27 protein-coding genes and 1 tRNA gene are annotated in these 25,010 nt (G+C 52.6%); 16 read left to right on the top strand and 12 right to left on the bottom strand.

The features are described 5' to 3' along the window. Positions 1-14: 14 nt before the first annotated feature. Entirely contained in the window at positions 15-1,112 is a 1,098-nt protein-coding gene (locus HV311_RS16465; protein WP_103283664.1) for a PQQ-dependent sugar dehydrogenase, read from the top strand. Positions 1,113-1,117: 5 nt separating this feature from the next. Here the strand turns inward: HV311_RS16465 and HV311_RS16460 are convergent, their stop codons facing one another. Further along, positions 1,118-1,744: a glutathione S-transferase family protein gene (locus HV311_RS16460; protein WP_016152396.1), complete on the bottom strand. Its 627-nt coding sequence runs from the start codon at positions 1,742-1,744 to the stop codon at positions 1,118-1,120. Between the two features lie 328 nt (positions 1,745-2,072). On the opposite strand from HV311_RS16460, the gene dacC reads away from it, so the two are divergent. Further along, on the top strand, positions 2,073-3,275 hold the full coding sequence (dacC, locus tag HV311_RS16455) for a serine-type D-Ala-D-Ala carboxypeptidase (RefSeq protein ID WP_016156089.1): 1,203 nt from the start codon (positions 2,073-2,075) through the stop codon (positions 3,273-3,275). 45 nt (positions 3,276-3,320) lie between these two features. Here the strand turns inward: dacC and deoR are convergent, their stop codons facing one another. Together deoR and ybjG are read right to left on the bottom strand one after the other, a co-directional pair. Continuing rightward, positions 3,321-4,079: a DNA-binding transcriptional repressor DeoR gene (gene deoR / locus HV311_RS16450; RefSeq protein WP_019076372.1), complete on the bottom strand. Its 759-nt coding sequence runs from the start codon at positions 4,077-4,079 to the stop codon at positions 3,321-3,323. 64 nt (positions 4,080-4,143) lie between these two features. Then, positions 4,144-4,752: an undecaprenyl-diphosphate phosphatase gene (gene ybjG, locus HV311_RS16445; RefSeq protein ID WP_016152399.1), complete on the bottom strand. Its 609-nt coding sequence runs from the start codon at positions 4,750-4,752 to the stop codon at positions 4,144-4,146. 297 nt (positions 4,753-5,049) lie between these two features. Between ybjG and HV311_RS16440 the strand changes: the two genes are divergently transcribed. Then, entirely contained in the window at positions 5,050-6,282 is a 1,233-nt protein-coding gene (locus tag HV311_RS16440; protein ID WP_191220185.1) for an MFS transporter, read from the top strand. A 28-nt stretch (positions 6,283-6,310) separates the two neighbouring features. Here HV311_RS16440 and HV311_RS16435 read toward each other — a convergent pair whose 3' ends face one another. From HV311_RS16435 to HV311_RS16425, 3 genes are all read right to left on the bottom strand, one after another. Then, positions 6,311-6,592, bottom strand: a complete 282-nt coding sequence (locus tag HV311_RS16435; RefSeq protein WP_019076373.1) for a hypothetical protein — start codon at positions 6,590-6,592, stop codon at positions 6,311-6,313. A 106-nt stretch (positions 6,593-6,698) separates the two neighbouring features. Then, positions 6,699-7,514, bottom strand: coding sequence for a Cof-type HAD-IIB family hydrolase (locus tag HV311_RS16430; protein WP_191220184.1), 816 nt, complete (start codon positions 7,512-7,514; stop codon positions 6,699-6,701). Then, positions 7,514-8,722: an MFS transporter gene (locus HV311_RS16425; RefSeq protein ID WP_029139467.1), complete on the bottom strand. Its 1,209-nt coding sequence runs from the start codon at positions 8,720-8,722 to the stop codon at positions 7,514-7,516. The genes HV311_RS16430 and HV311_RS16425 overlap by 1 nt, the downstream gene beginning before the upstream one ends. Before the next feature lie 85 nt (positions 8,723-8,807). Here HV311_RS16425 and HV311_RS16420 point away from each other — a divergent pair, with 85 nt between their 5' ends. Further along, on the top strand, positions 8,808-9,368 hold the full coding sequence (locus HV311_RS16420; RefSeq protein ID WP_029139468.1) for a TetR/AcrR family transcriptional regulator: 561 nt from the start codon (positions 8,808-8,810) through the stop codon (positions 9,366-9,368). Here the strand turns inward: HV311_RS16420 and HV311_RS16415 are convergent. Both HV311_RS16415 and HV311_RS16410 read right to left on the bottom strand, forming a co-directional pair. Further along, a complete protein-coding gene (locus tag HV311_RS16415; RefSeq protein ID WP_191220183.1) occupies positions 9,355-10,152 on the bottom strand; it encodes an SDR family NAD(P)-dependent oxidoreductase in 798 nt (265 codons plus the stop codon). The two genes, HV311_RS16420 and HV311_RS16415, sit on opposite strands and share 14 nt — an antisense overlap. Positions 10,153-10,422: 270 nt before the next feature. Then, positions 10,423-12,108, bottom strand: a complete 1,686-nt coding sequence (locus HV311_RS16410) for an aspartate:alanine antiporter (protein ID WP_016152406.1) — start codon at positions 12,106-12,108, stop codon at positions 10,423-10,425. A gap of 269 nt (positions 12,109-12,377) precedes the next feature. Here HV311_RS16410 and HV311_RS16405 point away from each other — a divergent pair, with 269 nt between their 5' ends. Next, positions 12,378-12,758, top strand: coding sequence for an inner membrane protein YbjM (locus HV311_RS16405; protein WP_016152407.1), 381 nt, complete (start codon positions 12,378-12,380; stop codon positions 12,756-12,758). 34 nt (positions 12,759-12,792) lie between these two features. On the opposite strand, the gene HV311_RS16400 is transcribed toward HV311_RS16405, so the two are convergent. After that, on the bottom strand, positions 12,793-13,056 hold the full coding sequence (locus tag HV311_RS16400; protein WP_016152408.1) for a GrxA family glutaredoxin: 264 nt from the start codon (positions 13,054-13,056) through the stop codon (positions 12,793-12,795). A 172-nt stretch (positions 13,057-13,228) separates the two neighbouring features. On the opposite strand from HV311_RS16400, the gene HV311_RS16395 reads away from it, so the two are divergent. The 10 genes from HV311_RS16395 to rlmC all read left to right on the top strand — a co-directional run bounded on the left by HV311_RS16395 (position 13,229) and on the right by rlmC (position 22,093). Then, positions 13,229-13,519 carry a YbjC family protein gene (locus HV311_RS16395; RefSeq protein ID WP_019076379.1) on the top strand — a complete coding sequence of 97 codons (291 nt, stop codon included), beginning with the start codon at positions 13,229-13,231 and terminating at the stop codon, positions 13,517-13,519. Next, positions 13,503-14,225: a nitroreductase NfsA gene (nfsA, locus tag HV311_RS16390; RefSeq protein WP_016156098.1), complete on the top strand. Its 723-nt coding sequence runs from the start codon at positions 13,503-13,505 to the stop codon at positions 14,223-14,225. Before HV311_RS16395 ends, nfsA begins: the two co-directional genes overlap by 17 nt. Positions 14,226-14,284: 59 nt before the next feature. After that, complete coding sequence (rimK, locus tag HV311_RS16385) at positions 14,285-15,187, top strand: 30S ribosomal protein S6--L-glutamate ligase (protein WP_016152412.1); 903 nt, start codon at positions 14,285-14,287, stop codon at positions 15,185-15,187. A gap of 90 nt (positions 15,188-15,277) precedes the next feature. Then, the gene (locus tag HV311_RS16380; RefSeq protein WP_016152413.1) at positions 15,278-15,754 is read left to right on the top strand and encodes a YbjN domain-containing protein; all 477 of its coding nucleotides are present in this window, start codon (positions 15,278-15,280) and stop codon (positions 15,752-15,754) included. Positions 15,755-16,186: 432 nt separating this feature from the next. After that, positions 16,187-17,299: a spermidine/putrescine ABC transporter substrate-binding protein PotF gene (potF, locus tag HV311_RS16375; protein ID WP_016152414.1), complete on the top strand. Its 1,113-nt coding sequence runs from the start codon at positions 16,187-16,189 to the stop codon at positions 17,297-17,299. Between the two features lie 138 nt (positions 17,300-17,437). After that, a complete protein-coding gene (potG, locus tag HV311_RS16370) occupies positions 17,438-18,571 on the top strand; it encodes a putrescine ABC transporter ATP-binding subunit PotG (protein WP_016152415.1) in 1,134 nt (377 codons plus the stop codon). A gap of 9 nt (positions 18,572-18,580) precedes the next feature. Then, positions 18,581-19,534 carry a putrescine ABC transporter permease PotH gene (gene potH / locus HV311_RS16365; RefSeq protein ID WP_181632716.1) on the top strand — a complete coding sequence of 318 codons (954 nt, stop codon included), beginning with the start codon at positions 18,581-18,583 and terminating at the stop codon, positions 19,532-19,534. Beyond that, positions 19,531-20,376 carry a putrescine ABC transporter permease PotI gene (gene potI / locus HV311_RS16360; RefSeq protein WP_016152417.1) on the top strand — a complete coding sequence of 282 codons (846 nt, stop codon included), beginning with the start codon at positions 19,531-19,533 and terminating at the stop codon, positions 20,374-20,376. The genes potH and potI overlap by 4 nt, the downstream gene beginning before the upstream one ends. A 59-nt stretch (positions 20,377-20,435) precedes the next feature. After that, a complete protein-coding gene (locus HV311_RS16355) occupies positions 20,436-20,924 on the top strand; it encodes a YbjO family protein (RefSeq protein WP_016152418.1) in 489 nt (162 codons plus the stop codon). Between the two features lie 41 nt (positions 20,925-20,965). Beyond that, positions 20,966-22,093: a 23S rRNA (uracil(747)-C(5))-methyltransferase RlmC gene (rlmC, locus tag HV311_RS16350; protein ID WP_191220182.1), complete on the top strand. Its 1,128-nt coding sequence runs from the start codon at positions 20,966-20,968 to the stop codon at positions 22,091-22,093. 87 nt (positions 22,094-22,180) lie between these two features. Here the strand turns inward: rlmC and HV311_RS16345 are convergent. The 3 genes from HV311_RS16345 to HV311_RS16335 all read right to left on the bottom strand — a co-directional run bounded on the left by HV311_RS16345 (position 22,181) and on the right by HV311_RS16335 (position 23,972). Continuing rightward, positions 22,181-22,268: transfer RNA gene (locus HV311_RS16345), tRNA-Ser, on the bottom strand. 149 nt (positions 22,269-22,417) lie between these two features. Beyond that, complete coding sequence (locus tag HV311_RS16340; protein WP_016156101.1) at positions 22,418-23,095, bottom strand: isochorismatase family protein; 678 nt, start codon at positions 23,093-23,095, stop codon at positions 22,418-22,420. A 16-nt stretch (positions 23,096-23,111) separates the two neighbouring features. After that, positions 23,112-23,972, bottom strand: coding sequence for a pirin family protein (locus tag HV311_RS16335; RefSeq protein ID WP_016156102.1), 861 nt, complete (start codon positions 23,970-23,972; stop codon positions 23,112-23,114). A 108-nt stretch (positions 23,973-24,080) separates the two neighbouring features. Here HV311_RS16335 and HV311_RS16330 point away from each other — a divergent pair, with 108 nt between their 5' ends. Next, positions 24,081-24,992 (top strand): LysR family transcriptional regulator, encoded by a 912-nt coding sequence (locus HV311_RS16330; protein WP_191220181.1) that lies wholly within the window; start codon positions 24,081-24,083, stop codon positions 24,990-24,992. Positions 24,993-25,010 lie beyond the last annotated feature (18 nt).

Raw genomic sequence — 25,010 nt, 5'->3', positions numbered from 1 at the left:
ATTAAGGAGGTGTTATGCGTCGACTCTTTCTCTGTGCTGTCCCACTCGCGCTATTTTCCTCTTATGCCGCCGCGGTAGAGGTGGAAGTGCTGCAAACGAAACTCGATCATCCGTGGTCGCTGGCGTTTTTACCCGACAATCGCGGCATGCTCATTACGCTCAAAGGCGGCCAGCTTCGACTTTGGCAGTCAGGGAAGGGGCTTTCCGACCCGCTGACCGGCGTACCCAAAGTCTGGGCGAATGGTCAGGGGGGATTGCTTGATGTGGCATTAGCTCCGGATTTTAAACAATCCCGCCGGGTGTGGCTTAGCTTTGCTGAAGCTGACAGTGAAGGTAACGCCGGGACAGCGGTTGGTTACGGACGACTGAGCGACGATCTCAAACATCTGCAAGGGTTCCAGACCATTTTTCGCCAACAGCCGAAGCTCTCCAGCGGAAACCATTTTGGCGGACGTATGGTTTTTGATGGCAACGGTTATCTGTTTATTGGCCTTGGTGAAAACAATCAACGTTCTACCGCACAGGATCTGGATAAGCTGCAGGGCAAGGTCGTACGACTGACCGATGAGGGAAAAATTCCGCCGGATAATCCGTTTGTGAAGAGGGCAGGAGCGCGGGCAGAGATTTGGTCATATGGTATCCGCAACCCGCAGGGGATGGCGATGAATCCCTGGAGCGATACGCTGTGGCTTAATGAGCATGGTCCACGCGGGGGCGATGAAATCAATATCCCCGAGAAAGGGAAAAACTACGGCTGGCCGCTTGCGACCTGGGGCGTTAACTACAGTGGTCTTAAAATTCCCGAAGCAAAAGGCCCAATTGTTGCTGGAACAGAGCAACCCATCTTTTACTGGGAAAAGTCACCGGCGGTCAGCGGAATGGCTTTTTATAATAGCGATACCTTCCCACAGTGGCGGCAGAAGTTATTTATTGGCGCGTTGAAAGATAAAGAAGTGATCGTGCTGAGCGTCAAAGGGAATGCCGTCACCGAAGAGGGTCGTCTGTTGCAGGAAAGGGGACAGCGGATCCGTGATGTGCGCGTCGGACCAGACGGGTACTTATACGTACTAACCGACGAGTCCGACGGGGAATTACTGAAAGTGAGTCCCTGATTTAGTTAGCTGACCGGGATCATCACGACTTTTTGAAACGCCGGACGTTCGGTCAGTTGCTGATACCAGTGCTCCAGATGTGGGCGCGGGGTCCAGCTCAGGCCAACGTTGAACAGGTTATAGATAAACGGCGCAACGGCGATATCGGCAGTGCCAAATTCAGCCCCGGAGAACCATGGCTGGTCCGCCAGCGCGTTATCCAGAATGGCAAACAGGTTATCGCACACCTGACTACCCGCCTCGATTGCCGCCATGTCGCGTTTCTCGGCAGGGGTTCTGACCAAGCCAAACAAGATAACCCGATGCGCAGGACTTAGCGTCTGGTTTGCCCAGTCCATCCATTTTTCACCGACGGCGCGCGCGGCCGGGGCGTCAATCCACAAACGCTTTTGTCCGTACTGAGCTGCCAGATAGCGGACAATGGTATTGGATTCCCACAGAACAACGTCCGTTTCATCATCACGTAGCAGCGGGACCAGTCCGTTCGGGTTGAGTGCCAGATAGTCGGCATCGCGGTTACCGCCATGCTGTCCGCCCGCCAGAATTTGGTTATACGGCAGTTCCAGTTCCTCGAGCGTCCACAATACTTTTTTTACGTTGGTCGAGTTATTGCGACCCCACAGTGTAATCATAGTAACCCCGCAAATTAATTGAGCAGCTTTATGGCTGCAGATGCCATCTGACTAGCCCACATGGTGGGGTAAACCTAATATTTACGCAACAAAGTCTAAAAAAATCGTGCCAGGAGCAGCGCAGCGCGGTGTTATTGCATAAACTTTAAAAACTTTACCAACTTACGGTTTCTTTAAGCTCGTTAGTGCGTTATTACTCACCGCACTTATTTTACACGTCATCCATCAGACCTTTTCTGCATGGGTTGGCCAGGGTCGCCTGGCTGGTTTTGTGTAAACACGGTGTGGTATGACGTGGTTTTTTGGAATGGATACTCGGGTGGCATTTATGACGCAATACTTCTCTTCACTTCGCAGCTTTGCTGCAGGTTCTGCACTCTTAATCCTTTTGGCGCCGAGCGTACAGGCGGCGGAGCAACCAACGGCCCCACCGAGCGTCGACGCGCGCGCGTGGATCCTAATGGATTACGCCAGCGGTAAGGTACTGGCGGAAGGTAATGCTGATGAGAAACTGGATCCTGCCAGTCTGACTAAGATCATGACCAGCTATGTGGTCGGTCAGGCGCTGAAGGCCGGGAAAATTAACCTCAACGATATGGTCACCGTGGGCAAAGACGCCTGGGCGACCGGTAATCCGGCCCTGCGCGGTTCGTCGGTTATGTTCCTCAAACCTGGCGATCAGGTTGCAGTGTCCGATCTGAACAAAGGCGTTATCATCCAGTCTGGTAACGATGCCTGTATCGCACTGGCTGATTACGTTGCCGGCAGCCAGGAATCCTTCATTGGTCTGATGAACGGCTACGCGAAAAAACTGGGGCTGACCAATACCACTTTCCAGACCGTGCATGGCCTGGATGCGGCAGGACAGTTCAGTACCGCACGTGATATGGCCCTGCTCGGGAAGGCGCTAATCCACGATGTACCGGAAGAGTACGCTATCCACAAAGAGAAAGAATTTACCTTTAATAAAATCCGCCAGCCGAACCGCAACCGTTTGTTGTGGAGCACCAACCTGAACGTGGACGGTATGAAAACCGGTACCACGGCCGGGGCGGGATACAACCTGGTCGCTTCTGCGACCCAGGGGGATATGCGCCTGATCTCTGTGGTGTTGGGGGCGAAAACCGACCGCATTCGTTTTAATGAGTCAGAAAAGTTGCTGACCTGGGGCTTCCGCTTCTTTGAAACCGTTACGCCGATTAAACCGGATGCCACTTTCGTGACGCAGCGCGTCTGGTTTGGCGATAAGAGTGAGGTTAATTTGGGCGCCGGAGAAGCGGGCTCGGTGACTATCCCGCGTGGTCAGCTCAAAAACCTGAAGGCCAGCTTTACCCTGACCGAACCACAGTTAACCGCGCCGCTGAAGAAAGGTCAGGTTGTGGGAACTATCGACTTCCAGTTGAACGGGAAATCCATCGAGCAGCGTCCACTGATGGTGATGGAGGCCGTGGAAGAGGGGGGATTCTTTAGTCGCATGTGGGACTTTGTGATGATGAAATTCCACCAGTGGTTTGGCGGCTGGTTCTCTTAATCTTAGCGTTTGCCGGATGACGCTATCGCCATCCGGCAGTATCGCTTAATACATCAGTTTGATACGTTGCGCTTTCGCGTACTCAACAAACGCCTCGTCAGGACGGCTATCGCTGACGATGGTATTAAAGCGTTTTACTTCACCCATCCGCGCAGGACGCACCTTACCAAATTTGCTGTGATCGACCACCAGCACGTGATGCTGCGCCATCGACATCGCCCAGTGTTTCACCGGTAGCTCTTCCAGGTTAAAACAGGTCGCGCCTTTCTCAATATGAACGCCAGCTGCGGAATAAAAAGCGATATCCGGGCACAGGTTGTTCAGCGTTTCCTGGAAATCAAGCGGTTTGAAAATTGCGTTGCTGGCATGGAATTCGCCACCACACAGAATGACGCGGCACTGCGGTTTTTCCTGCAGCACCAGAAACGTATTCAGCGAGTAGCAGATTGCGGTGAAAGGCAATTCATTGTCGATAGCCTCAATGATCCACGGCGTGGTGGTACCACAGTCGAAAAAGATAGTCTGATGTGCCTGCACGAGGCTTGCCGCCATCTGGGCGGCACGGCGCTTTTCATCAACCAGTCGGGATTTTTGATCGCTGATTAAATAGTGATTGGCGCTGCGGGGTTCCAGAACAATATAGCCCCCGAGCAAGACGACGGGAGCATCGTGATTATTCAGGTCGCGACGAATGGTCATCTCAGATACGCCCAGCAGCGTCGCGGCTTCTTTGAGGTGTAATTTATCGCTGCGTTTCAGCGCCTGCAGTAATTGACCAATACGCTCGTCGCGTCGAGTTTCCATAGTTCCCCTGGAGAGTAGAATAAGTGCTCAGTATCGCGCTTAATACTACTCTTTTTACCGTGGGTTAGTCACGCACCCAGCCTTTACGGATGGGCAGAGCGAAGCAGGCGCGATAGCAATTTTGCAAGCCGAGGTACAGGGGCGTGCCAAACCGCTGCCAGATCATCTGGGCGCTCAGGCAGCCAATCAGCCCGACGAGTAATCCTCCCAGCATATCCAGCGGCCAGTGTACGCCAAGGTAGACCCGCGACCAGGCAATCGCCACAGCAACGACCATCAGCAGAGCGCCCGTCCACAGGCGATGCCAGAACAGGAAAGCCAGTGCAAAGGTAAAGATAACCGTACCGTGATCGCTCGGGAAAGAGTCATCCGCCGCATGATGCAGGAAGTTGTAACCGATGTGGTTAACAAACGGACGATCGTGAGGGAACAGATGCCCCATCAGCCATGAAATCGTCAGACCGACGATCAGCGCAATCGCCATTTTTATAACTAACTGGCGCTGGAGAGTAACCTGGGCCCGCGGCCCCCAAAGCCAAAGCACAACGGCTAACAGCGGTACGATGTTAATCAGGTCTTTGGCAATAAAAATGGCAAGCGATATCATCCATTGCGCAGAGTCCGGCGTGGCATTGATGAGATAAAAAAGTGAGTTGTTCAGATTTTCCAGCATAACGTCCAGACTCAGTGTAATCGTTAAAAAGGCCCAAGAGGGGAGAGCATAAAATTGCTTTCACGGGATAAAAAGCGGTCTTGTCTTATTTGTCTGTTAAATGACTATTTTTCAGACAATTAATGAGACTTATTGAACATGATAGCGGTCTCAACTTAAATTAACCTTAACGCAAAATGTTCCTGAGCAAATGAGTGTAAAAATGTGCGCAATTTGCTTTCAAATCACATAATTCACTATCACCAGTACGGCACATTTATTACACTTTGCGCGATTTTTCTATAGTTAAGAGACTGCATGCAGAACCGTTTATCTTCAGGCGCCCGTTTGGGGCGTCAGGCATTACTTTTCCCTCTCTGTCTGGTGCTTTACGAATTCTCTACTTATATCGGCAACGATATGATCCAGCCCGGAATGTTGGCGGTGGTGGAGCAATATAATGCCGGATTAGATTGGGTGCCCACATCCATGACCGCCTATCTGGCTGGCGGCATGTTTTTGCAGTGGTTATTAGGACCGCTGTCGGATCGAATTGGACGTCGCCCGGTGATGTTAACCGGCGTGCTCTGGTTCATTGTGACCTGCCTTGCAACCCTGCTTGCGCAGAATATTGAGCAATTTACCTTCCTGCGTTTTTTACAAGGGATAAGCCTGTGCTTTATTGGCGCGGTGGGTTACGCCGCAATTCAGGAATCCTTTGAAGAAGCGGTGTGCATAAAAATTACCGCGCTGATGGCAAACGTAGCGTTGATTGCGCCCCTGCTGGGGCCGTTGGTCGGCGCAGCCTGGGTACATGTTCTGCCGTGGGAAGGGATGTTTATCCTGTTTGCCGCCCTGGCCGCCATCTCTTTTTTTGGTCTGCAACGCGCGATGCCGGAAACGGCAACCCGGCTTGGTGAAAAGCTGTCGATTAAAGAGCTGGGCAAAGATTATAAGCTGGTGCTGAGGAACGTGCGCTTCGTTGCAGGCGCGCTGGCATTGGGTTTTGTCAGCCTGCCGTTACTGGCGTGGATTGCGCAGTCCCCGATTATTATCATCAGCGGTGAACATCTCAGCAGTTACGAATATGGCCTGTTGCAGGTACCGATTTTTGGCGCGTTGATTGCCGGTAACCTGGTACTGGCGCGCCTGACCTCGCGAAAAACCGTACGTTCGCTGATTATCATGGGCGGCTGGCCAATCGCCTTCGGGCTGGTGATTGCCGCTGCGGCCACGGTGGTGTCATCCCATGCGTATCTATGGATGACGGCGGGTTTAAGCATCTATGCGTTTGGTATTGGCGTGGCGAATGCGGGACTGGTACGTCTGACGCTGTTTGCCAGTGAAATGAGTAAGGGCACGGTTTCTGCCGCCATGGGTATGTTGCAGATGCTGATTTTTACCGTCGGTATTGAGCTGAGTAAACACGCTTATCTGCTCGGAGGAAACGGCTTGTTCAGCCTGTTCAATCTGGCAAGCGGCGTACTGTGGGTGATTCTGATGGTTATCTTCCTGAAAGATAAACGGGTAGGGGATTCACGGGAAGGTTAAAGCCCGGTTGCCCGGGCCAGGCAAAAACTTAGTGGTGATCGTCAATCTGGTGTTCGATGATCATTCCTTCACCGACGCTTGCAACATGTCGCGCATAAGGATGTGCGCGATAGACAGGGGCCGGGGCAGGCGCCGGAGCAACATACACCGTTTGTGGCGCGGTGGTGACGCTGACCGCCTGCGGAACGCTGACGGAAGAGGGCACTACCACCACCTTATAACCGCTTGGTACATCAACGGTAACGCTTTGCGCAAATGTTGTCCCCGCAAAACCCAGCAACAATGTCGCTATCAGTACACTTTTCTTCATAATCCGCTCGTCTGAATATTCACTGGAGGTAATAATCCAGCGGGTTAATTTGAGGCGGATTATGAATAGATCATGCCATCATTTTGTTGCCGTCTGTGCTGAGGCGTTATTGCGTAAACGGTGCTTCATTCTTTAACACGCGGTCGATAATATCCAGCACGCCCTCTTCGTTGTTCGACCCTGCGCGATATTTTGCCGCCTGGATAACCGGCTCATGGGCGTTCGCCATTGCAAAACTAAATCCTGCCTGACGCAGCATCTCAATATCATTTCCGCCATCGCCAAATACAACAACCTCATCGTCGGTAATATTCCAGCGTTGTTGCAGCAGACGCAGACCGTTTGCCTTATGCACACCGGGAATAATTAAATCGATGCTGCCGTAGCCGGTATGTACCGGCACCATAATGTCGCCAATCGCCTCATGGAGGTCAGCCTGCACATGGGGGATACGATCGTCTGAAATATTTAGCCCGAACTTGAAGAAAATGTCGTTGAGGTTGTCAAAATTATCCACAAATTCAAGACGATGATAATACATGGCGGAGACCGTCTTATGCTCATCGCTGTACCGCTTCAGGGTATAGGCGCTGTTTTTACCGCAGGCGATAATGTCGATGTCCGTACGGGTCAGCAGATGTTCCACAATGGCATGGAAATCGTCTTTTGCCAGCTCACCGTTAAAGACATCTTCCCCTTCGCTGACCACCCATCCGCCGTTTTCGGCGACAAATGAGATTTCACTGGCCAGTTCAGGGAAAAAGGAGATGAGCTGGTAATACTGGTTGCCGCTGGCGACCACAAAGCGGATCCCTTGTTCTTTCATCTGGCGGTATTGCGCCATAAAGCGCTCACGATTATAGGTTTTTTGGTCGCTTAAAAATGTGCCGTCCATGTCGACTGCAATCAGTTTGATACGCATTAGCTGTTCTCCATCACAGTGGTGTTTTTGAGATCCGGTTTTGCCACCGCTTTCGCGACGATGGCGGCGACAAGCACCAGCGCCAGCACCACCAGCATAGCGCTACGCAGGCCGTAGTGTTCACCCAGGTAGCCCAGCAGCGGTGGTCCAACCAGGAACGCCAGATAGCCGGTAGTGGCGACAACGCTGACGCGGGTTGGCGCATCGGGGCCTGTGTCGCTGGCAGCCGAAATGGTCAGTGGGAAGCCCAGTGATGCGCCGAGTCCCCACAGAATAACGGAAACACCCGCCACCCAAGTGCTGTCGACAAAAATAATCAGGCTAATCCCAAGAGCACCCATAAGCGCACTGGCGCGCACTACCGCGACGCGGCTGTAGCGGTCGATGAACCAGCCGCCAGTAAATCGTCCAACGGTCATGCCCAGCGTAAATCCGGCATAAATCAGCGAGCCTGATGTCGGGCTAAATCCATGTCCGTCCACCATCAGTAGCGGAAGCCAGTCGTTGGCGGAACCTTCAGCAAATGCCATTGCGAGCACCACGACGCCAATCAGCAATAGCTGAATATCACGATAAAAAGGCAGTCCTTTTTCGCCGGAGTGAGACCCGTCAGCGGCATTTTTACCCGTGCCGTCAGGAATGGCTTTGATGGCGATGAAGATAGGGGTGATAGCCACCATCGCCGCCAGCAAGATATGCGCGGTCGCCGGTACGCTGAAGGCGGTAAGCATCATCCCGACTCCGGCACCCGCCAGCGTTCCCAGGCTGTAAAAACCGTGCATCATCGGCAGTACGGTTTTATTCATTTCGCGCTCAACAGCCGCACCTTCGACGTTGATGGCAACTTCTGCTGCGCCAAAGCTGGCGCCGAACACGCCCAGACCAAATGCGAAAAGCCATGCGGAATGCAGCCAGAGCGCTACGCTGAGGATTGCCATTCCGAGGACTGCGCAAGACATGGTGGTGCGGATCACTTTACGCGTGCCAAATCGTTTCACCAGCCAGGCCGAACAAAGAATGCCACTCATCGAACCAATTGAGAGTCCAAACAGCACCGCGCCCATTTCGGCGGTTGAGATGGAGAGGATATCTCTGATGGCAGGGGTACGCGTTGCCCAGGAGGCCATTAATAATCCTGGTAAAAAGAAGAACGTGAACAGTGCCCAGGTGCGACGTCTTAAGGCTTTGCGTGATGAGATGCCAGTCATGAATTCGAGCCGAAGAAAAGAGGAAAGAAGACAACCTTAGCAAGGTTGTGTACATTTGTACACAAATGCAAGAAGAGGTAATGCAGTGCGACGTGCGAACGATCCGCAGCGGCGGGAAAAAATAGTTCAGGCGACTCTGGATGCGGTAATAGCCCATGGTATTCATGCGGTTACACATCGGAAGATTGCGACAATTGCTCAGGTGCCCTTGGGTTCTATGACCTATTACTTTTCGGGAATTGATGAGCTTTTAATGGAGGCGTTTGACCGTTTTACTGACAGGATGATGCTGCAGTATCAGGCTTTTTTTGCCGACGTTGCGGATGCGTCGCAGGCTTGCCATGCGATTACCGATATGATTTACAGCTCCCAGGTCACGACACCCGATAACATGGAACTCATGTATCAGCTGTATGCCTTCGCCAGCCGTAAACCGGCACTAAAAACGGTGATGCAAAACTGGATGTTACGCAGCCAACAAACGCTGGAGCAGTGGTTTGCTCCGGTTACGGCGCGGGCGCTGGATGCGTTTATTGAAGGGATGACGCTGCATTTTGTCACGGACAAAAAGCCGCTGCGGCGAGAAGATATCTTGCTGATGGTGGAGCGTATTGCGGGGTTGCCCGCGACGGTCAGTTGTGCGTAGCGCCGCCTGTAATATTCACCACCGTTGCGGTGATTGCTCCGGCATGGTCTGAAGCCAGAAAGGTCATTACCTCAGCGATTTGTGCAAGCGTAGGCAGACGCCCAAGCATGGTACTTTGTGCCGCACCAGCTAACCATTGTGCGACGGTAATACCCATGGACTGCGCTTTAGCGGTAAAAATCTCCCCGGTATAGGAACCGGCCTGAACGGCATCCACAATCGCATGCGAGCGCACGCCGACGACCCGAATATTCGCCGGCCCCAGTTCGCTGGCGAGCGCTTTAATAAAGGCCTCTGTTCCCGCACAGCCAACGATGTGTCCCAGATGTCCAGGTATCGCCATCGGGGCCGCAGGCGCAACAACGGTGAGAATGACGCCCGCACGATTGCCGCCCATGTGTGGCGTTACGGCTTTTGCGATATTGAACTGCGCCGAGAGGAAAGGGGTGATACCGCTCATAAACTCAGAAAGGGATAACGCCTCGATGCGTTTGCCCTGTTCATGCATAAAGCCGGTTGCGTTAACCACCACATCTATTCCACCGGTTTGCTGCGCAAGGTGAGTAACTTGTTTTGAGGTACCGTATTCGTCGAGGACATCGGTGACAAAGGTTTCGACGGCACCGCCCGCGGTTCGAATACTACTGGCCGCCCAATCCAGCTTTTCCTGACTGCGCGCGCCCAGATACACATGGGCGCCTTCACGCGCCATGGCATGCGCAACTGCACTGCCTATAGCGCCGCTGCCACCGAAAATTACCGCGACTTTGCCTGCGAGTAACATAGCAACCACCTATTACCATTTAGCTCTGACTAAAAGTATGTGTCATAACCAGCATGCTGCAAATGTGAGAGAGAGTTTCGGGGGAGGGAGTCAGCGATCGCAAAATTCAGGCAACAAAAAACCCATCAACCTTGAACCAAAACGGCGGGGTTGATGGGCTCCACAAATTGGGGACATCAAAGAAAAGCAGTGGCAATAGTTATGACTGACGTCTTGAAGAAAAGTTCTGCTTACCTGCAAAAAATTTTCGTTTAAGAGTAAATTTCAGCGCTAACCAAGCCCAGGCCAGACAATGACGATGAGTGTCCCCGCTAATGTCAGCAGTACGTTGGCAATTGCGTAGGTCCCGGCATAGCCTAATGCGGGGATGTTGCTGCGTGCCGTATCGCTGATGATTTCCATTGCCGGAGCGCAGGTACGTGCGCCCATCATGGCGCCAAAAAGCAGGGCGCGGTTCATGCGCAATACGTAAGCACCGAATAAGAAACAGATGACAACCGGCACCAGGCTGACAACCAGGCCGGCAATCAGCATTTGCCCACCCACGGCGCCAAGGCCATTGCCAATGCCGCTGCCCGCGCTTAAACCGACGCCTGCCATAAATACCATCAGGCCAAACTCTTTGACCATGTTCAGCGCCCCCTGTGGGATATAGCCAAACGTTGGATGGTTGGCACGCAGGAAGCCCAGCATGATCCCAGCGAACAGCAGTCCAGCCGCATTCCCGATGCCGAAGCTGAAATTACTGAACTGGAAGGTGATCATCCCGATCATCAGACCGATGATAAAGAAGGCGCAGAAGGCCAGCAGATCGGTCACTTGACTGTGAATGGAAATGAAGCCGATACGATCGGCAATAGTTTTGACTCGGCGAGCATCCCCACTGACCTGCAGCACGTCGCCTTTATTAAGCACGACGTTGTCATCGATAGGCATTTCAATCTGGCTACGGATCACGCGGTTGAGAAAACAGCCGTGATCGGTCAGTTTCAACTGGGCCAGGCGGCGGCCAACGGCATTGTGGTTTTTCACCACAATCTCTTCAGTGACGATGCGCATATCGAGCAGATCGCGATCGAACACCTCTTTACCATTACGGAAGCTGGGATCGAGGCGGGCATGCGCATCTGGATAACCCACCAGGGCTATCTCATCGCCCATTTGCAGTACCGCGTCGCCATCCGGGTTGGCCAGGATGCCGTTGCGACGGATGCGTTCAATGTAACAACCGGTCTGGCGATAGATACCCAGCTCGCGCAGATTTTTGCCATCGGCCCATGCCACCAGTTCCGGGCCAACTCGATAGGCACGAATTACCGGCAGATAAACCTTACGGTTGGCATCAGTATCCAGACCCCGTTCACGTGCGATTTGTTGGGCGCTGGTTTGCAGATCCTGATGCTGAAGTTTCGGCAGGTAGCGCGCGCCAACAATCAGACTGACCAAACCAATCAAATAGGTGAGCGCATAACCGAGGCTCAGGTTATCGAGGGCGGTTGAAAGCGATGTCCCCGACATTCCGGAATGGCGCAAGGTGTCACCCGCGCCGACCAGCACCGGCGTTGAGGTCATCGAGCCGGCCAGCATACCTGCCGTCAGGCCGATGTCCCAGCCAAATAGCTTACCCAGCCCCAGGGCGATCAGCATGGCGCTGCCGACCATCACCAGAGCAAGCATTAGATAATTTTTCCCATCGCGAAAAAAAATCGAAAAAAAGTTGGGACCGGCTTCGACGCCGACACAAAAAATAAACAGCATAAAGCCGAGATTTAATGCATCGGTGTTAATACTAAAGTGCTGTTGACCTAATAATAGGGACACCACTAAAACGCCAATGGAATTACCGAGTTGGACTGAACCCAGACGTAATTTACCCAGACACAGGCCCAGTGCCAGGACCACAAATAATAACAGGATGTAATTCCCATTTAACAAATCTGCGACGTTTATATTCACGGAGACTAACTTCTTGTTTACTAGTAAGCTATTGAAAGAAATGGCAATTTACGCTAATGTTTTTGCCAGAAATTAAGGGGCGACAGCTTCGTACACAGCCCCGAATAATGCAGCATAACAATATATGCGGTTAGTTTAATCTCATTACGTATCAACGGCTATAAGAATCGTGTGAGTGTGTTTTTGGCATGGAATGCCTGGTTACTTTATCTGACTGGACGCCTGCGGGCGAAAAGAGTGTTCGATAGAGAATGTGTCAGGAGGAACAATTGAAACATAAGCAAAGTTGGGCGGGTGCGGTCTGCTGCTTTGTGCTCTTTATTGTGGTGTGTCTTTCATTAACGCTGAACGTGAAAGGGGCATTCAGAGCGGCAGGGCATCCTGAGGTCGGATTGTTGTTTTTTATCCTGCCTGGCGCTGCAGCAAGCTTTTTCTCCCATCGTCGGGAGGTGCTCAAACCCCTTCTTGGTGCCATGTTGGCGGCGCCGTGCTGTCTGTTACTGATGCGGTTCGTTTTTATGCCGACGCGTTCATTGTGGCAAGAGCTGGCGTGGTTGTTTAGTGCGGTGTTTTGGTGCGCGCTTGGCGCATTGTGTTTTTTGTTTATCAGCAACTTGTTCAATCAGCATCATCGACGGAAAAAGAACTGAAGACGCCCTCCAGCGGAGGGCGTAGAAACGGCGATCAGGCGAACAGATTCATGTTCTCTTTTGCCCACGCTTCAAAATCCGTGCAGCCGCCGATGTGTTTTTGATCAACAAAAATCTGCGGAACGGTTTCAACTGGCTTACCTACCGTCTTTTCCAGATCGGCTTTCGTAATACCTTCGGCATGGATATCAATGTAGCGGAAGTTAAAATCGTCATGCTCATTGCTTAATTTTTCTGCTAATTCTTTTGCGCGCACGCAATACGGGCACCCTGGACGACCAAAAATAACGGCAAACATCTCTCTCTCCTCGAACTTATCAGGCCGGATGGCAATACTTGTTATGATGCCGCGATTTGTGACAGATGAAAAGCAGGTTCAGCCTGTTGCTTTGATATCCTCAAGCTATAACTGTTAAACACGTCAAGCCGGAACGTTTTATAATGAAAGCCATTTCGCCGGGAGGCCGCTTATGCGCGCAATTGGTGCATTACCCAAAAGCGTATTGATGCTGGAAATAATCGGGATGGTTTTGTTATCGCTGGCGCTGCTATCGCTTAACGATTACCTCACTTTACCCGCACCGCTTGGCAGTCCGTTAGCCTGCGTGGTGATGATATTTCTGGGTGTGCTGCTGATGCTTCCCGCCGCGGTGGTATTAACGTGGCGTATTGCTCAACTGGTTGCGCCGCAGCTGATGTCACGAACCCCCGGTGATTCTTCACGTTCAGACAGAGAAAAAAGAGATGACGCCAACCATTGATTTACTTCGTAGCCACCGTTCCATTCGCCATTTCACCGATGATGCCATTTCGGATGCGCAGAGGGAGGCGATTATTGCCGCCGCTCAGGGGACCTCAAGCTCCAGTTTTTTACAATGCACAACCATCGTTCGCATAACAGATAACGCCCTGCGTGAATCACTGGCTACTTTATCCGGCGGACAAAAACATGTGGCGCAGGCCGCCGAGTTCTGGGTGTTTTGCGCTGACTTTAATCGCCATTTGCAGATTTGCCCTGACGCGCAACTCGGGCTGGCGGAACAACTGCTACTGGGCGTTGTTGATACCGCGATGATGGCGCAAAATGCGCTGACGGCGGCAGAGTCTTTGGGGCTTGGCGGCGTGTTTATTGGCGGTCTGCGAAATAATATTGAGCCGGTCACTGAACTGCTGAAGCTTCCGCAACATGTTCTGCCGTTGTTTGGGCTATGCCTCGGCTGGCCTGCTGATAACCCGGATATCAAGCCGCGACTGCCAGCGTCGCTTGTGGTGCACGAAAATCAGTATCAGCCACTCAACAAAGACGTTTTGTCGCAATATGATGAGCAGCTCGCGCAGTACTATCTGACCCGCGGGAGCAATACGCGTCGTGACACCTGGAGCGACCATATTCGCCGCACCATCATTAAAGAAAGTCGTCCCTTTATCCTGGAATATTTGCATAAACAGGGATGGGCTACGCGCTAAAGATTTTAACGCAGTGTATGATACGCCAGCTTTTACCAGGTCATTCAGAGAGGTGCAGGGTGAAAATTGCCATTTTGTCCCGGGACGGAACGCTCTATTCTTGTAAGCGCCTGCGTGAAGCGGCGATGCAGCGTGGTCACCTGGTTGAAATTATCGATCCCCTTTCTTGCTATATGAACATCAGCCCGGCGGCGTCCTCTATTCATTACAAGGGCCGCCAGCTTCCTCATTTCGATGCAGTGATCCCAAGGATTGGTTCAGCGATTACCTTTTACGGTACCGCGGCGTTGCGCCAGTTTGAGATGCTGGGTAGCTATCCGCTGAATGAGTCGGTAGCGATTACGCGTGCGCGCGATAAGCTGCGTTCGCTGCAGCTGTTGGCGCGTCAGGGAATCGATTTACCCATCACCGGGATTGCTCACTCTCCGGACGATACCAGCGACATGATTGACATGGTTGGCGGCGCGCCGCTGGTGGTGAAACTGGTTGAAGGTACGCAGGGGATCGGCGTGGTTCTGGCGGAAACGCGCCAGGCCGCAGAAAGCGTGGTGGATGCCTTTCGTGGGTTGAATGCCCATATTCTGGTTCAGGAATATATCAAAGAAGCGAAAGGGCGAGATATTCGCTGTTTCGTGGTGGGTGACGAGGTGGTGGCCGCCATTGAGCGCCGGGCGAAAGAAGGTGATTTTCGTTCTAATCTCCATCGCGGTGGGGTTGCCACTATTGCGAATATCACGCCGCGCGAAAGGGAAATTGCGCTCAAAGCCGCTCAGACAATGGGTCTGGACGTTGCTGGCGTTGATATTCTGCGTGCTGAACGTGGGCCGCTGGTCATGGAGGTCAACGCTTCTCCTGGCCTGGAAGGGGTGGAGAAAACTACCGGAATAGACATTGCCGGCAAGATGATCCAGTGGATTGAGCGTCACGCTACACCTGAATTTTGCCTTAAAATCGGCGGCTAAGCACAATATCGATTGCGATCGTAGTATGACACGCTCTTTTTGCGTAAGCTGTGCCGGTATTTTTTTCATCAATAGAGGTCGCACATTATTATGACATCACTGGTCGTTCCCACTCTGGATACGTTGCGTCAATGGCTCGACGACCTGGGCATGAGTTTTTTTGAATGCGATACCTGTCAGGCGCTGCATTTGCCGCACATGCAGAATTTTGACGGCATCTTTGATGCAAAAGTTGATTTGGTCGATAACGTCATTCTGTTTTCCGCGATGGCAGAAGTCAGACCTTCTGCACTACTGCCGCTGGCCGCCGATCTGTCTGCGATTAACGCCAGTTCACTGACGGTGAAAGCCTTTCTGGATATGCAGGATGATAATCTGCCAAAGCTGGTGGTCTGCCAGTCTTTATCCGTTATCCCGGGCGTGACGTTTGAGCAGTTCGAATATTTTGTTCGCCAGAGTGAAGAGCAAATATCGATGGTGATCCTCGAGGCCGGTGCGCATCAGCTGTTATTTAACGCTGAAGAAGATGCGCAAAACAGCAACGCCGAAGTTCATTTCCTCCATTAATTCTTCCTGAATCTGGACATATATTGCGCAGCCGCTGCCAAAGCGGTTGCGTATTGCCTGTTTTTATTCTGCATTTAACCGTTCATTAAAGAATTATTCACCTCCATTCAGCGCCTTCCGCTGTATGTCATAGACAATTCATGCATAAAAAATTGATAAAAGACGTTTTTTAATCTGGGCTATATCCACAAATCCTGGCTAAAGTTATTCTTGCGAAGCTGATCAACGTCATCATTCAAACAGCCCCTTGTGGCCTGATCTGTGGCCACAATGCATATGAATGCATGGGGGGATACCAGCGCGCAATAGCGGCGTGAGGAGAGGCCTCTCTTTTCATGGGTGCCGCTTGAAAGAATATGCACGTTTCTTGCATATCATTAGAGTGTGACATTTTTGTTCGTTTGTTAACGAACTTTCAGAAGGAAAGAGATTATGACCGCCTTAAATAAACGATGGTTACCAGGCCTGGTTGCGGGTGCTCTGATGGCCATCTCTGCTGGCACGCTCGCTGCTGAACAAAAAACGCTGCATATTTATAACTGGTCTGATTATATTGCCCCGGATACGGTGGCTAATTTTGAAAAAGAGACCGGAATTAAAGTTATCTATGACGTATTTGATTCCAATGAAGTGCTGGAAGGTAAGCTCATGGCTGGCAGTACCGGCTTTGACCTTGTCGTTCCATCCGCCAGTTTCCTTGAGCGTCAACTGACCGCGGGCGTCTTCCAGCCGCTGGATAAGAGCAAATTGCCTGGCTGGAAAAACCTCGATCCTGAATTGCTGAAGCTGGTGGGTAAACACGATCCGGACAACAAGTTTGCGATGCCGTATATGTGGGCAACAACCGGTATTGGCTATAACGTGGATAAAGTGAAAGCGGTACTGGGGCCGGATGCGCCGGTTAATAGCTGGGATCTGATCCTCAAGCCAGAAAATCTGGAAAAACTCAAAAGCTGCGGCGTCTCTTTCCTCGACGCGCCCGAAGAAGTGTTTGCCACCGTGCTGAATTATTTGGGTAAAGATCCAAACAGTACCAAAGCGGATGATTACACCGGACCGGCAACCGATCTGCTGTTGAAACTGCGCCCGAACATTCGCTACTTCCACTCCTCGCAGTACATTAACGACCTGGCAAACGGTGATACCTGCGTGGCGATTGGCTGGGCCGGGGATGTATGGCAGGCGGCAAACCGGGCGAAAGAAGCGAAAAATGGCGTCAATATTTCCTTCTCAATTCCTAAGGAAGGTGCGATGGCCTTCTTTGATGTGTTCGCGATGCCAGCCGATGCGAAAAACAAAGACGAAGCCTATCAGTTCCTCAACTACCTGCTGCGCCCTGATGTAATTGCGCATATTTCTGACCACGTGTTCTATGCCAATGCCAACAAAGAAGCGACAGCACTGGTCAGCCAGGACGTGCGCGACAACCCGGGCATTTACCCGCCTGCCGATGTCCGCGCCAAGCTGTTCACGCTGAAAGTACAGGATCCGAAGATCGACCGTGTACGTACTCGCGCCTGGACGAAGGTAAAAAGCGGGAAATAACCCGATGTACGGGACGTGACCCGGCAGGATTTACGCCTGCCGGGCAGTGTTGATCCCGGACACATATAACCCGGCAATACGCACCACCATGGTGCGTTATTTGCACCGTTTCTTTGTTTTATGCCGGAGAGCGCCTAATTGAATGATGCAACCCCACGCCCACAAGCGAAAATCCGCAAGGCGCTGACCCCGCTGCTTGAAATTCGCAACCTGACCAAGTCCTTTGACGGTCAGCACGCCGTTGATGACGTCAATCTTACTATCTACAAAGGTGAAATATTTGCTCTGCTCGGTGCGTCCGGCTGCGGTAAATCGACCCTGTTGCGGATGCTGGCGGGATTTGAACAGCCAACAACCGGGCAAATTATGCTTGATGGCGTCGATTTAGCGCATGTCCCGCCTTATCTGCGTCCGATTAATATGATGTTTCAGTCCTATGCATTGTTTCCGCACATGACGGTAGAGCAGAACATTGCCTTTGGCCTCAAGCAGGACAAGCTGCCAAAGGCTGAAATCGCCAGCCGGGTGAGTGAGATGCTGGGACTCGTGCATATGCAGGAGTTCGCCAAACGTAAGCCGCATCAGCTTTCTGGCGGTCAGCGTCAGCGCGTGGCGTTGGCGCGTAGCCTGGCGAAACGCCCGAAGCTGCTGCTGCTGGATGAACCGATGGGGGCGCTGGATAAAAAGCTCCGTGACCGCATGCAACTGGAAGTGGTGGATATCCTTGAACGTGTCGGCGTGACCTGCGTGATGGTGACGCACGATCAGGAAGAAGCCATGACGATGGCGGGCCGCATTGCGATCATGAACCGTGGCAAATTTGTCCAGATCGGCGAGCCTGAAGAGATCTACGAGCATCCGACTACGCGTTACAGTGCAGAATTTATCGGTTCGGTTAACGTCTTTGAGGGGCTGCTGAAAGAACGTCAGGAAGATGGTCTGGTTATTGAGTCTCCAGGACTGGTACATCCGCTGAAAGTGGACGCAGACGCTTCCGTTGTCGATAACGTCCCGGTGTATGTTGCGCTGCGCCCGGAAAAAATCATGCTCTGCGAAGCCCCTCCGCCAGAGGGATATAACTTCGCGGTAGGCGAAGTGGTGCACATTGCCTATCTGGGTGATTTGTCGGTGTACCACGTACGCTTGAAAAGTGGCCAGATGCTGAGCGCTCAGTTACAAAATGAACATCGTTATCGCAAGGGATTACCAACCTGGGGTGACGAAGTCCGTTTATGTTGGGATGCGGACAGCTGTGTGGTGTTGACGGTTTAAGGAGCGAAGATGAGTACACTTGAACCTCCGGCGCGCGTGGATCACGTGGGGCGTTTCACGCTGTTTATGTCGCGGCTGCAAATGAAGCACGGGCGCAAGCTGGTCATCGCGCTGCCGTATGTGTGGCTGATGCTCCTGTTTCTGCTGCCGTTTCTGATCGTCTTCAAAATCAGTTTGGCTGAAATGGCGCGGGCTATTCCGCCGTATACCGACCTCATTTCATGGGCTGACGATCAGTTATCCATCACCCTCAATTTAGGCAATTTCCTGCAACTGACGGACGATCCGCTCTATTTTGATGCGTACCTGCAATCTTTGCAGGTAGCGGGGATTTCGACTGTCTGTTGCCTGCTGTTGGGATATCCGCTGGCATGGGCGGTCGCGCACAGCAAACCCTCGACACGCAATATTCTGTTGCTGCTGGTGATCCTGCCGTCCTGGACGTCATTTTTGATTCGCGTATACGCCTGGATGGGGATCCTGAAAAATAACGGTGTCCTGAACAACGTTCTGATGTGGCTGGGCGTTATCGACCAACCGTTGACGATTCTGCACACCAATCTGGCGGTCTATATCGGTATTGTTTACGCCTATTTGCCCTTTATGGTGCTGCCGATTTATACCGCGCTGACGCGTATTGATTACTCGCTGGTGGAAGCGGCACTGGATTTAGGCGCACGACCGTTAAAAACCTTCTTTAGCGTGATCGTGCCGTTGACCAAGGGCGGGATTATCGCCGGGTCAATGCTGGTGTTTATCCCGGCGGTTGGGGAGTTTGTGATCCCGGAACTGCTGGGCGGCCCGGACAGCATCATGATTGGGCGTGTGCTTTGGCAGGAGTTTTTCAATAACCGTGACTGGCCGGTGGCTTCTGCCGTCGCCATTATTATGCTGCTGTTACTGATTGTGCCGATCATGTGGTTTCATAAATATCAGCAAAAAAGCGTGGGGGAACACGGATGAATAACTTACCGGTCGTTCGCTCGCCGTGGCGTATTTTTATCCTGGTACTGGGTTTTACCTTCCTGTACGCGCCGATGCTGATGTTGGTTATCTATTCGTTTAACAGCTCCAAGCTGGTGACGGTCTGGGCGGGGTGGTCAACGCGTTGGTATGGTGAGCTTTTCCACGATAGCGCGATGATAAGCGCCGTGGGCATGAGCTTAACGATTGCCGCCTGTGCTGCGACGATGGCGGCAATTCTCGGTACCATCGCCGCCGTGGTGATGGTGCGCTTTGGTCGTTTTCGTGGATCAAATGGTTTCGCCTTTATGATCACCGCACCGCTGGTGATGCCGGATGTCATTACCGGTTTGTCGCTGCTGCTGCTGTTTGTGGCGTTGGCGCACGCCATCGGCTGGCCAGCGGATCGCGGTATGTTGACCATCTGGCTGGCGCACGTCACCTTCTGTACAGCGTACGTGGCGGTAGTGATTTCCTCGCGTTTACGCGAACTGGATCACTCCATTGAGGAAGCGGCGATGGATCTTGGCGCCACGCCGCTGAAGGTTTTTTTCGTCATCACGCTGCCGATGATTATGCCGGCGGTGATCTCAGGGTGGTTACTGGCCTTTACGCTGTCGCTCGATGACCTGGTCATTGCCAGTTTTGTCTCTGGTCCTGGCGCCACAACGTTACCCATGCTGGTGTTCTCCAGCGTACGTATGGGGGTCAATCCGGAGATCAACGCGCTGGCGACGTTGATACTTGGCGTAGTAGGAATTATCGGATTTATCGCGTGGTATCTGATGGCGCGAACAGAAAAACAACGGATTCGCGATATCCAACGTGCAAGACGCGGCTGAAAAAACTAAAATCTGCCAACCTGTCTATACGGCGCAGCTGCGGTGGCTGCGCCGTTTTCATGGAAGACGACGCGTTGGGATTTTTTAAGAAATCATCCACATCACATGCCCGTTTAAACGTCCCTACTTTAGTGCAGGTGGCGGCGCTGGCTATTATCATGATCCGCTGTCTCGATCTGTTGATGATTTTTAATACGCTCGGGTTTCGCGGAACCAGCGAGTTTATTCATCGCAGCGTCCAGACCTGGAATTTGACGCTGGTGTTTCTGGGTAGCCTGGTGCTGCTGTTTATCGAAATTTACTGCGCATTTTCGCTGGTTAAAGGTCGGAACTGGGCACGCTGGGTCTATCTACTGACCCAGATTATCGCCAGCGTCTATCTGTGGGCGGCCTCATTGGGCTATGGATATCCGGAACTGTTCAGTATTGCGGGAGAGTCCAGACGTGAAATCCTGCATACGCTGGTAATGCAAAAATTACCGGATATGCTGGTGTTGCTACTGCTGTTTGTTCCTGCGTCCAGCAGGCGGTTCTTCCGCTTGCAATAACGTGTATAATCTTCGCCCCCTGTTAATTTTTAGGTTTTTGTATGCAGTGCGCACTTTATGACGCCGAACGCTGCCGCTCTTGTCAGTGGATAACGCAGCCTGTCGCCGATCAACTCTTCGCCAAAACAGCCGATCTGCAGAATCTGCTGGCCGATTATCCGGTCGGAGAATGGTGCGCGCCGGTCAGCGGCCCGGAGAGCGCTTTTCGTAATAAAGCCAAAATGGTGGTCAGCGGCAGCGTGGAAAAACCGCTGCTGGGGATGCTGCATCGTGACGGTACGCCGGAGGATTTGTGCGAGTGTCCGCTCTATCCTGAGTCTTTTGCGCCGGTGTTTGCCACACTAAAACCGTTTATCGCCCGTGCGGGGTTGACGCCCTATAATGTGGCGCGCAAACGCGGGGAGCTGAAATATCTGCTGTTAACGGAAAGCCGGTTTGATGGCGGTATGATGCTGCGTTTTGTTCTGCGCTCCGATGCGAAACTGGCACAACTGCGTACGGCGCTGCCATGGTTACAGGCGCAGCTTCCGCAGTTAAAAGTGATCACCGCCAATATTCAACCTGTGCATATGGCGATTATGGAAGGGGAGAGCGAAATCTTCCTGACGGAACAACAGGCGCTGGCTGAACGCTTTAACGATGTGCCATTGTGGATACGCCCACAGAGCTTCTTCCAGACCAACCCCGTGGTGGCTGGGTATTTATATGCCACGGCGCGCGACTGGGTGCGTCAGCTTCCGGTTAATCACATGTGGGATCTGTTTTGCGGCGTCGGGGGGTTTGGTTTGCACTGCGCCACGCCGCAGATGAAACTGACGGGTATTGAAATTGCGCCAGAGGCCATTACCTGCGCGAAACAGTCGGCGCAGGAGCTTGGGTTGCAGAATCTGCATTTTCAGGCGCTGGATTCAACCCAGTTTGCTACCGCGCAGGGAGAAGTGCCGGACCTGGTGCTGGTGAATCCGCCTCGTCGGGGGATTGGGAAGCCGCTGTGCGATTTTCTTTCCCGCATGGCACCGCGTTTTATCGTTTACTCCAGCTGTAATGCACAAACCATGGCAAAGGATATCCGCGAGTTGCCTGGGTATCGCATTGAACGCGTCCAACTTTTCGATATGTTCCCACATACTGCGCATTACGAAGTGTTAACTCTGCTCAGCCGACAATAACCGACATGCCTGATGGCGCTACGTTTATCAGGCAAATGCAGCATGCGAAAAAAAGCCCGTACTTTCGTACGAGCTCTTTCTCGAATATGGCGGTGAGGGGGGGATTCGAACCCCCGATACGTTGCCGTATACACACTTTCCAGGCGTGCTCCTTCAGCCACTCGGACACCTCACCATATTGTATTGCTGCCTGACCGCTTGGGGGGCAACGGGGCGCTACTATAGGGAGTTGCGCTAAAACGGTCAAGCAGAATTTACGTGTTAACTCTCGTTTGGTTACGCAATGTACATATTCCTCCGCCCGGACAGGCGCGGAGAATATGATTAGCGCTGCGAGTCCAGTTTTTCGCCGTTGGTCACGACTTCCTGGGCCTTGCTATAGCTCTCGATCAGCAACTGATAAGCCGGGAAGATTTTGGTATACACTTCCGCCCATTCAGCGGCGTCTTCACGGTTCCATGTCCCCTGAATTTCAGAAGCGACGGCGGCGGTATCCATCGGTATCACGCCAGCCTGAACAACACGTGCCAGGGTGATTTCCTGCGCCATTTTGCTGTAAGTACCGGAAGCGTCGATCACTGCGAAGACCTTGTAGCCCTCCGCAACCGCGCTGATGGCCGGGAAAGCCATGCACACGCTGGTGATCGTACCGGCGATAATCAGCGTCTTACGACCCGTAGCTTTGACCGCTTTCACGAAGTCTTCGTTATCCCAGGCGTTGATTTCGCCTTTACGTGCTACGTATTGGGCATGTGGCGCATTGGCATGGATCTCTGGGATCAACGGACCGTTAGGCCCCTGCGGTACCGATGCCGTGGTAATTACCGGCATCTTCGCCAGGGTTGCGATTTTAGCCAGCGCGGCGGCACGCGCACGCAGTTCCGGCATTGGCATATCGCCGACGGTCTGGAACAGCCCACTCTGATGATCGATAAGCAGCATGACGGAATCATTCACATCGATGACCGGACGTGAACCATTAAAGTTTGCAGGACTGGACATATTCTTCTCCTTCGATTCAGATTTGGCCAAAGCGGCCGGAGTTAAAATCGCGGACGGCTTCAGCGATTTCTTGTTTCGTATTCATCACAAACGGACCGTAACCTACAATCGGCTCGTTCAACGGTTCGCCAGACAGCAGCAGCACGCTGGCGTCGCTGGTGGCTTCAATGTGTAGCGTTTTCCCCTGCTGGCTTAGCACTACCAGTTGTGCTTCGCTGGCAGGCGTGGTGCCGTTTACGGTGATATTCCCTTTTAATACCACCAGAGCGGTGCTCCACCCTTCAGACTGGGACAACGTCAGCGGATGATTACGTTGCAGGCGCATATCCCAGACGTTCAGCGGTGAAAAGGTGTGTGCCGGGCCTTTCGTATCCTGATAACTACCCGCGATCACGCGAACGCTGCCTGCATCATCGGGCAAGGCGACGGTGGGAATAACATCGCTGCTGATGCCCTGATAACCCGGTACGGCCATTTTGTCTTTTGCCGGCAGATTGACCCACAGTTGCACCATTTCCAGTTCACCGCCCTGACGGGTAAATTCCGGGGAGTGGAACTCTTCGTGTAATATTCCTGCACCAGCGGTCATCCACTGCACATCGCCAGGGCCGATAATGCCGCCGCGACCGGTTGAATCACGGTGTTCAACTTCGCCGCTGTAAACGATAGTCACCGTCTCAAAACCGCGGTGAGGGTGTTCACCTACGCCGCGTTTTTCGTTACCCGGCGTGAACGTATGCGGACCCGCGTAATCAAGCAGCAGGAACGGGCTTAATTGCTCAGCATGAGACTGGTAAGAGAACATCGAGCGAACCGGAAATCCATCGCCAACCCAGTGTGGGCGAGGTGCGGTGTAGACGCCTGTTACTTGTTTCATATGTGTCTCCTCAGTGGCGTTGTTTTGATGTGAATAAGCTTATATTCATGACAGAGAGCTGAGTAGTAGCTAAAATAGCTCTCACTGTCTCAAAAATAGGACAATGAAATGACAAGGCCGGATCTCAATGATTTTGCATGGTTTGTGCATGTTGTAGAGGAAGGGGGATTCGCGGCGGCGGGTCGGGCGCTTGATGAACCAAAATCAAAACTGAGCCGACGAATAGCGCAACTCGAAGAGAGACTGGGGGTACGACTGATTCAGCGAACCACCCGGCAATTTAACGTGACTGAAGTTGGGCAAAACTTTTACGAACACTGTAAGGCGATGCTGGTGGAAGCGCAGGCGGCGCAGGATGCCATTGCCGCGTTACAGGTTGAACCGCGTGGCGTTGTGAAGCTGACTTGTCCTGTCACATTGCTGCATGTGCATATCGGGCCAATGCTTGCCCGTTTTATGGCACGTTATCCTGACGTATCAGTACAACTGGAGGCCACTAACCGTCGTGTTGACGTCGTTGGAGAAGGTCTGGATGTGGCGATTCGCGTCAGACCTCGGCCATTTGAGGATAGCGACCTGGTGATGCGCGTCCTGGCGGACAGAGGACATCGCTTGTATGCCAGCCCGCAGTTAATTGAGCAGATGGGGGCGCTACACTCTCCGGCAGAGCTGACCCGTTGGCCAGGTTTGAGTCTGGCCTCTGGTAAACATGTGCATCGTTGGGAGTTATTCGGCCCGCAGGGCGCGCGGGCGGAGGTGCATTTCACGCCGCGTATGATCACCACCGATATGCTGGCGTTACGCGAAGCCGCAGTCGCCGGCGTAGGTGTTGTTCAACTTCCACAGTTGATGGTAAAAGATCAATTAGCTGCGGGTGAGTTGGTGGCGTTGCTCGACGGTTGGGAACCTAAGCGAGAAATTATTCACGCAGTCTTTCCATCACGCAGGGGATTATTACCGTCAGTGCGCGCATTAGTGGATTTCTTAACGGAAGAATATGCGCGGATGATTGAGGATTAAATACCAGGCTTCAGCCCA

The sequence above is a fragment of the Citrobacter sp. RHBSTW-00881 genome, from assembly GCF_013728515.1.
Classification (GTDB): Bacteria; Pseudomonadota; Gammaproteobacteria; order Enterobacterales; family Enterobacteriaceae; genus Citrobacter; species Citrobacter braakii.
This window is presented reverse-complemented; position numbering and strand designations above follow the sequence as displayed.

Excerpts from the sequence above, each read along its gene's own strand:
- HV311_RS16440 (WP_191220185.1), top strand. The coding sequence starts at position 5,050 with ATGCAGAACCGTTTATCTTCAGGCGCCCGTTTGGGGCGTCAGGCATTA.
- HV311_RS16335 (WP_016156102.1), bottom strand. The coding sequence starts at position 23,972 with ATGAAACAAGTAACAGGCGTCTACACCGCACCTCGCCCACACTGGGTT.
- HV311_RS16400 (WP_016152408.1), bottom strand. The coding sequence starts at position 13,056 with ATGTTTGCCGTTATTTTTGGTCGTCCAGGGTGCCCGTATTGCGTGCGC.
- HV311_RS16415 (WP_191220183.1), bottom strand. The coding sequence starts at position 10,152 with ATGTTACTCGCAGGCAAAGTCGCGGTAATTTTCGGTGGCAGCGGCGCT.
- HV311_RS16460 (WP_016152396.1), bottom strand. The coding sequence starts at position 1,744 with ATGATTACACTGTGGGGTCGCAATAACTCGACCAACGTAAAAAAAGTA.
- HV311_RS16425 (WP_029139467.1), bottom strand. The coding sequence starts at position 8,722 with ATGACTGGCATCTCATCACGCAAAGCCTTAAGACGTCGCACCTGGGCA.
- ybjG (WP_016152399.1), bottom strand. The coding sequence starts at position 4,752 with ATGCTGGAAAATCTGAACAACTCACTTTTTTATCTCATCAATGCCACG.
- rlmC (WP_191220182.1), top strand. The coding sequence starts at position 20,966 with ATGCAGTGCGCACTTTATGACGCCGAACGCTGCCGCTCTTGTCAGTGG.
- dacC (WP_016156089.1), top strand. The coding sequence starts at position 2,073 with ATGACGCAATACTTCTCTTCACTTCGCAGCTTTGCTGCAGGTTCTGCA.
- deoR (WP_019076372.1), bottom strand. The coding sequence starts at position 4,079 with ATGGAAACTCGACGCGACGAGCGTATTGGTCAATTACTGCAGGCGCTG.
- HV311_RS16465 (WP_103283664.1), top strand. The coding sequence starts at position 15 with ATGCGTCGACTCTTTCTCTGTGCTGTCCCACTCGCGCTATTTTCCTCT.
- HV311_RS16340 (WP_016156101.1), bottom strand. The coding sequence starts at position 23,095 with ATGTCCAGTCCTGCAAACTTTAATGGTTCACGTCCGGTCATCGATGTG.
- potI (WP_016152417.1), top strand. The coding sequence starts at position 19,531 with ATGAATAACTTACCGGTCGTTCGCTCGCCGTGGCGTATTTTTATCCTG.
- HV311_RS16330 (WP_191220181.1), top strand. The coding sequence starts at position 24,081 with ATGACAAGGCCGGATCTCAATGATTTTGCATGGTTTGTGCATGTTGTA.
- HV311_RS16435 (WP_019076373.1), bottom strand. The coding sequence starts at position 6,592 with ATGAAGAAAAGTGTACTGATAGCGACATTGTTGCTGGGTTTTGCGGGG.
- HV311_RS16430 (WP_191220184.1), bottom strand. The coding sequence starts at position 7,514 with ATGCGTATCAAACTGATTGCAGTCGACATGGACGGCACATTTTTAAGC.
- nfsA (WP_016156098.1), top strand. The coding sequence starts at position 13,503 with ATGACGCCAACCATTGATTTACTTCGTAGCCACCGTTCCATTCGCCAT.
- potF (WP_016152414.1), top strand. The coding sequence starts at position 16,187 with ATGACCGCCTTAAATAAACGATGGTTACCAGGCCTGGTTGCGGGTGCT.
- HV311_RS16355 (WP_016152418.1), top strand. The coding sequence starts at position 20,436 with ATGGAAGACGACGCGTTGGGATTTTTTAAGAAATCATCCACATCACAT.
- HV311_RS16380 (WP_016152413.1), top strand. The coding sequence starts at position 15,278 with ATGACATCACTGGTCGTTCCCACTCTGGATACGTTGCGTCAATGGCTC.
- HV311_RS16395 (WP_019076379.1), top strand. The coding sequence starts at position 13,229 with ATGCGCGCAATTGGTGCATTACCCAAAAGCGTATTGATGCTGGAAATA.
- potH (WP_181632716.1), top strand. The coding sequence starts at position 18,581 with ATGAGTACACTTGAACCTCCGGCGCGCGTGGATCACGTGGGGCGTTTC.